This is a genomic window from Actinobaculum sp. 352 (assembly GCF_003957265.1).
GTDB lineage: Bacteria > Actinomycetota > Actinomycetes > Actinomycetales > Actinomycetaceae > Asp313.
This window is the reverse complement of the sequence record NZ_RQSN01000024.1, coordinates 1-4,913: the sequence shown is the minus strand read 5'-3', so window position 1 is coordinate 4,913 and position 4,913 is coordinate 1. Positions and strand designations below refer to the sequence as shown.

Genomic DNA, 4,913 nt, shown 5'->3' with positions numbered 1-4,913 from the left:
TCCAAGCAAGCCTCCGTGATCCATTCTTGCAGCAAGGACCGAGAGATCCCCAGATCAACGCACACATACCCCGACTGATCCCTGACTCAACCAGCACAACCGCATCAGCCATGAACTGCTCACTATAACCTTGCCATAACCAACACCCTTCCCAGCCCCACACCCGCGAAGCAACCCAGACACCAACCAAACCCCCAACAATCCCCCCTACCTGTAAACAACAACCCGCTTACACAAAAAACTCGACAAGCTCTCGCCTCCTGGCAGGGCAGACCAGCGACTCGCCCGCGCATGCACATAAAAGCAGAGCTTGGCGCCTCCGCTTTAGCAGGCTTGCCGCCGCATTACAAGGCGCTCAGGCGTTCATTATGATGAGCTTGCGGATGCCGTCGGCGCGGTCGCGGGCGTGGTCCAGGTGATCGAGTCCAGGAACTCGTCGGCGAGCCCATCCGGCAGGCTGGTCTGCCCCGGAGCCGACGTCAACGTGATCCGCCACAACCCATCATGCCGCCCCACCAACCACACCTCGTAATACATGTCACCATTCTTGCCAGCAGTCTCCACATACGAATACCCCCGCGCCTCACTCCCACCAATCACACGCTTCTGAACCTCAGAAATCTCACGCCGATCGCCATGGTACTCAATCTCACGCCGCCACCCCATCGCAAACTGATCCAGGTTATACATGCCCGGTTCATCAGAAGACCCCACGGCCTCAAACAACACATTTGGCGGAATACGCGTCGCCCTGATCGACGCCGCAGTAAAACCCCGGCTCCCATCCTCCGACGCCAAATAATCCATCCCCGGATCCGGATCGCGCGGAATCACCGTCCACCCCCGCGGCGCATCCGCATCCATCACATCCCCAGCCTCGTCTCCCGCCGCAAACGTCGCCGACGCCGAAACCGTCGGCTGCCCACCTGAAGGCACACTCGGCGCACACCCAACCAGTGACACGGCCAACCCACACACCGCCAGAACCACGGCCGCCACGCGACGCGAACGCACACCCACCATCACGACCACCATCCCTTCGCTCGCTGCGGCATCACGCACCTACACTCCACTGATACACCCAACCAGAGCATCTACGGCCCCCTCCACGTGACGGTATCCAAGATCCCATCCAACTCCGGCGGCAACTCCGTCTGACCACGGTCCGAGACAATCGAAATCGACCACCTCCCATCATGCCGACCAACCTCCCAATACTCCCGACGCTGCGGAGAACCCGTCTCCTCATCCGTCTGAACGTAGGTGTAGCCGCGAGCCGGATTGCCATCAACAAACCGCGCGGGCAATAGCTGAACATCTGTATACGCGTGATCTCTCATACGTTCACGAATCGTCGGCAGGACAACCTTGTCCAAATCAAACGTATCCTCATCCACCGCATAATACGGCCACATAACACTCGGCAGTTTGAGACTAATATGAATCGTCGCAACCTGCTGATCCGTCGACCCATCCGGCGAAACAATCACAACCGGAAACATATCGTTTCCCTTCCGCTGCAACACCCACCCCTCCGGCACATCCATCTCCACAATATCCGCCACCTCTTCCTCCACCGCCACAAACGTCGACGGCACCAACGGCGTCACATCCGCAACCTCCGGACGATACACCCCACACGCCGCCAACAACACAGCCAAGGTCGCCGCGCCCACAAACGCGATCACATTCCTGCAGAAGATCCTCGGTCTCCCAAGCATTAGTTATCCCGATCCTCTCCCGTCTTGGCATAGTTATTGTCGTGTTGATAGTCAGCTGTTGCCATTGAAGACTGGATCGAATCCACAGCGGCGTAGTAGTCCCCCGTTTCGGTGCCTAGCCACCGGAAATAGGCTCTAAACGCCTCCCTTTGTTCAGGCTCCATCTCGTCGAACGACAGGATTGACCCGTCCTCGAGGTTAAAGAAAATCTCTTCCTCCTCTAACGGATTGTCGGTGTGGTACTCCGCAGGAGTCTTCGCCACATCGTCAAACGACCCGTGCGCGATCATCGACCGATACAGCCTCTCACGCATGAATCCCTGTGCGCCGCTAACCGCCTCCGCCTTTTCACCGTCCTCTCCTTTATCATCGGACAAGAATGAGTCCAGAACGGGTGCCACACCATTCGCCTTACCCTGGTCAATGAAGTACTCCACCCACTCACTCTTGATGAGCGGGCCGAACGGGATAGCACCCAACCCTTTCTCGAGAAGTCCGTTCCATCGGGCGTTGAGTTCTTTGTAGACCGCCTCCTGCTGGTCATTGGCATCTTCCGGCGCCGTAAACAAGGTCTCGAACATGGGAGTCCACCGATCAACAACGGCTGACGGCAAGTTATTACCTTCTCCAGAGAAGGCCGCGTCCAACTGTTCGTCGTAGCACATGCCGGAAGCAACGATTAGATTGTCAATTGCCGGTGCCCTGCCGCCTTCCCAATAATCGTCCGTAAGATCATTGGGCGTCCCGTTGTCGTTACGCACCGGAGTATCAAAACCCAGATCACGCAGCATTCCATTTGCACCGTGCAGCTTAGTGAGTGTTTTCTCATCGAAAGCTACAACAAAATCGTCACCAAAAACCTGAGCCCCATTGAGTTCTCCCCCAGGGAACTTAAGCGCCAAGGCAATACCCTGAACGTGTGGCGCTAGAATCACCCCTGACCAAGAGCGCAATGCCGAGTTGTTGTGGCCAAACTCATTCTGCCCATCAACATAGTCACCCGCATGAGCATCCATTCCATCCTGATAGCCGCACATGAACTGCGTCGCGATCTCTGTCGCATCCCGATTAAGCTGACGGCGCGCTTCCCAGGCTTCGTCGCCAACTACATCCCGATCCAGACCCGGCTCCTTAAAGGTCGCCTGCTGAATGACCTGGCCAAACTGTTCGCCTTCGTCTTGGAAACCGCAATATTCGCCACTCACTCGTCCGCCAGTGAGATACCGAGTCATATTCTTCGGCTCGTCCTTGGCATCCACTACTCCGTCATGGTTGACATCCATACCCTCAGGGGTGTCTGAGACAAGGAAACTCTGCACCACGCGTAACCGGCCCTCCTCCAAGTCCGCTAGTACAGGAGTCGCACTATCGGCATCGAAAGCCTCCGGGCGGTCCATCAACGTATACAAGGCATGCAACGGGTCACACATAGACTTGTCCAGGCCGAACAAGGACACCGTATCGCTGTAGCCACTGTGCGTCGCCCACGTCAACGTCTGTGAGTCCCAGAGAACTATATCCTCAGCAACAGACAGGCCCTCACCAGAAGTCGCCTCGAAGAAGGCCGGACCCAACGCCAAATTCGGATTATCGCGCCCTGCCTCTCCCATCAACTGTGACATGACGGTGTACCCATCTACCGGCTTGGTGAACAGACTCCGACTGCTAATATCCTGCGTGTTAAACGCCGTCCGCCCCGTTTTCTCCATTGCCTGAAGGAAAGCATCGGTCTGTTCGTCCAGCGTTTGGCCGGAATAGTTCTTCAGCCCGGGCCGCACGATCTCCAATAACGCCTGCCGCTCAGCATTGCCACCTTCCAGGTTCATCCCACCACTACCCAACACCACCGCGGCACCGGTCCCCCGCAACACATCGTCGAGGACCTCATCATCAACATCGCGCACGACACCCGCACGCACCGAGAACTTCACTAGGTCCTCCGGAGTAACGTACTGCATCAACGCGTTGGCGACGAAGGGATCGGAGAGCTTGTCGCCGTACTTCTCGTTGAACTCGGCAACCTCCTCCGCCGTCACCTTCTCATCCAAGATGTACTTCGACATCCTATGCGCATCGGTTTGCGCAAGGTCCCAGGCCGCCTCACCCGAGACATACGGCAGATCACCGAACACATTCAACGCCACCTCATCACGCGAACCAGAAGGCATTTTCGGATCCACAATCTTGTCCTGGGCCGCAGCCAACGCCGTCATCGCCGTAGACGCCGCCTCATCCAAAACCTCCAACACACCCCGATACCTCTCCTGCAAGCCCGACTGCTCCGCCTCCCACTCCGACTCACACCGCTCACGCATCGCGTCCACCGCCGCCTGCGAATAAGCCGTCTCCGGATTAGAATTCAACTCCGTCTGCTTCGCCTCCACCAAACCTAGCTCACGCTCATACGTCTCCTTTGCCGCGTCATAGTCACTCTGCACCCGGCCAACATCCGCAATCGCTTCCAACACCGCATCCCCATACGACCGCAACGCCGTCGCCGCGTCAAGCAACACGTCATACAAGGTCATCGTCTTAGAATGCAAACCCTCAATCTGATCCATATACGCATCGGCAGCCTCACCGGCCCAGCCCGCAACACCAGACGACGACGCTGCTCCGACCTGCGTCGCATTAACCTCGTTACCAGCCCGCCCAAACCGATTCGCCGCAACATAGCACGCCCCTGACGTATCCTGCGGCACTTCAAAGGTAAACCCAGCCATCACTCGTTCTCCTCGCCACTCATACGCGCTTCAAGATCCAAATACGACTGCGACTCCGTAGACTCCGTCTCATCAAAATTCGCCACCGCATCATCCGTGCCCGACCCCAAAATCGCACACGCATCAGAAAACTCAGCCACCACATCACGCATCATCCGCTTAAACGCCACAACCCTGCCAGGCATCTGTTTCGTCTTCGGACCCACACCAGAAGGCGTGTCAGACACGCACTCATCAACATCCGTGGCCTCAATCAACGCAGAAATCGCACCAAACGTATCCGCATCACGCCAGTTCTCGTTCGCAGCAACCCCCACCGCCTCACGATCAAACTCAATACTCATCGCTATGTCTCCCTCGCCAAAGTTATCTCGAGTATTTCGCCACTAATAGACATCGGACCTGATCCGCAGCAGTCCTGGTCCCACGGTCCAGCCAACACGCCCACGCGAGCGGTGCACACACCACA

General features: G+C 57.2%; 4 protein-coding genes. All 4 read right to left on the bottom strand.

What is annotated here, in order from left to right; all coding sequences use genetic code 11:
- Positions 1 to 366: 366 nt before the first annotated feature.
- The 4 genes from EKN07_RS12255 to EKN07_RS12240 are packed head-to-tail and all read right to left on the bottom strand — an operon-like array spanning position 367 to position 4,788.
- On the bottom strand, positions 367 to 1,062 hold the full coding sequence (locus EKN07_RS12255; RefSeq protein ID WP_126146552.1) for a hypothetical protein: 696 nt from the start codon (positions 1,060 to 1,062) through the stop codon (positions 367 to 369).
- A gap of 32 nt (positions 1,063 to 1,094) precedes the next feature.
- A complete protein-coding gene (locus EKN07_RS12250) occupies positions 1,095 to 1,688 on the bottom strand; it encodes a hypothetical protein (RefSeq protein ID WP_126146551.1) in 594 nt (197 codons plus the stop codon).
- A 32-nt stretch (positions 1,689 to 1,720) separates the two neighbouring features.
- Positions 1,721 to 4,444, bottom strand: a complete 2,724-nt coding sequence (locus EKN07_RS12245) for a hypothetical protein (RefSeq protein ID WP_126146550.1) — start codon at positions 4,442 to 4,444, stop codon at positions 1,721 to 1,723.
- Positions 4,444 to 4,788, bottom strand: a complete 345-nt coding sequence (locus EKN07_RS12240) for a hypothetical protein (RefSeq protein ID WP_126146549.1) — start codon at positions 4,786 to 4,788, stop codon at positions 4,444 to 4,446. Before EKN07_RS12240 ends, EKN07_RS12245 begins: the two co-directional genes overlap by 1 nt.
- Positions 4,789 to 4,913 lie beyond the last annotated feature (125 nt).